Here is a 1,708-nt window from a genome sequence, read left to right as displayed (position 1 = left end):
CTTCGGCCGGGAGGTCGGTGCGCGCGGCGAGTGGCGCGAGCAGGTCCTCCGCCACCAGGCGGGACAGCGCGACGGCCGCGCGCGGCGGCAGCGCGGGCCGCTGCACGAGGGGCGCCTGCCACTGGGTGCGCTCCGCCGCCTGCACGACCAGGGCATCGAGCGTGGATTCGCGGATCGCCGCGCTGTCGTTCAGCAGCAGGGCCGTGATCGCGGTGTCGTTGCCCGTATCCACCAGCGCATCCGCGACGCGTTCGCTGATCGCCGGGCGGCGCGCGACGGCGGTCAGCGTTTCGGCGACCGGCGGCGCGGCGACGAGCGAGAGCAGGTCCTCCTCGGTCAGCAAGGGGGAGAGACGGATCACGGGGTCCGCGACGCGCATCGCGCGGTCCTGCGCGAGCGCGAGGATGGTGGCGCGCGGCGTATCGGGCAGGCTGCTCACCGCCTCGGAGATGGCGACGCGGATCTCTTCGGCCGTATCCTCGGCCAGGCGCGCGAGCGCACCCCAGGCCGCTTCCGCAAGGCGGTCCCGCTGCGGTTCGCCCAGGCTCGGCGCAAGCTGCGCAAGCCGCGTCGCGAGGGCGCTGCGCACCCCCTCATCCGGGTCCGCCGCCAGCATGCCGAAGGTCTGGAAGGGGGAGGACGGGTTGCGCGCCACCGCGCCGCGCACCGAGGCGGCACGGTCGGACATCAGGAAGTAGAGGGCTTCCGGCGGCGCGGCCGGGTCGCCGGCCAGCGCTTCCCGGCCCGTCACGTCGCCTTCCTCGAGGATCCGGGCGGCGCGCGTCAGGTCCGTCATGGCGCGGGCTCCGCCATTCGCCACCCGCCGCGGCCGGCGCGCTTGGCGTCATAGAGCGCCGTGTCGGCGCGGGCGACCAGCCCCGCCGCATGCTCTGCGTCCCCCGGGCGACGCCAGGCGATGCCGATGCTGAAATGCGGCGACCTGCCGTCCGGCGGCAGGGCGGCTGCCGCGCTGAGCAGTTGCTCGGCGGTGGCGATCGCGGTCTGCACATCGACCCCTGGCAGCCAGAGGACGAATTCGTCGCCGCCGAATCGCGCCGCCAGCCCGTTCGGCCCGGCCGCCGCCTGCAGCAGATCCGCCGTGGTGCGCAGCGCGGCGTCGCCGGCATCGTGCCCGTAGCGGTCGTTGAGCGGCTTCAGGTTGTCCAGGTCCGCGAACAGCAGCGCGCCGCCCTGCGCCGGGGCGCCGGCGTCGAGCGTCCCTGCGAGCGCGCCCAGGAAGGCACGACGGTTGGCGAGGCCGGTCAGCGGGTCGGTCGTTGCCTGGCGTTCCAGTTCTTCCTGGATGCGGCCGAAGCCCAGCACGGCGCCGAGCATGGCGGCCATGGAGCGCAGGACGGCGAGGTCCTCCGCATCCCAGTCGCGCGCGCCGCGGTCGCGCCACGCGACAAGCACCGAGGTGGCGAGCGGCCGCCCGTGATGATGCAGCAGCGCCGCCGGCCCGCCGCCGTCGAGCATGCCGGTCCAATCCGTGCCGGCCACAAGCCCGTCGGCCACGGCGCCCACAAGGGCGGCGGGCACCTCGGAGGTCGCGGCGACGGTGGAGGGTTCCCCGGCGGCGGGGACGATCATGGCGGTGCCCGCGCAGCCGAGCGCGTCGCGCAGCCCCGCCAGGCCCTGGGCGAGGCTGTCGCGCGCCGTCGCCGCGAGCCGCACCTTGTCGGCCAGCGCGTCGAGCAGCGCGGCGCGC

Annotated in this window: 2 protein-coding genes; both read right to left on the bottom strand. The window is 75.9% G+C overall.

The window, feature by feature from the left end; all coding sequences use genetic code 11:
• The coding region (locus HW577_RS24680; RefSeq protein ID WP_198378737.1) for a DUF2336 domain-containing protein at window positions 1-796 on the bottom strand (796 nt) is incomplete at its 3' end.
• On the bottom strand, window positions 793-1,708 hold a 916-nt coding region (locus tag HW577_RS24675; protein ID WP_198378736.1), incomplete at its 5' end, for a GGDEF domain-containing protein. The genes HW577_RS24680 and HW577_RS24675, both read right to left, overlap by 4 nt.

Origin of the sequence: Neoroseomonas rubea, assembly GCF_016106015.1 — a bacterium.
Classification (GTDB): domain Bacteria; phylum Pseudomonadota; class Alphaproteobacteria; order Acetobacterales; family Acetobacteraceae; genus Neoroseomonas; species Neoroseomonas rubea.
This window is presented reverse-complemented; position numbering and strand designations above follow the sequence as displayed.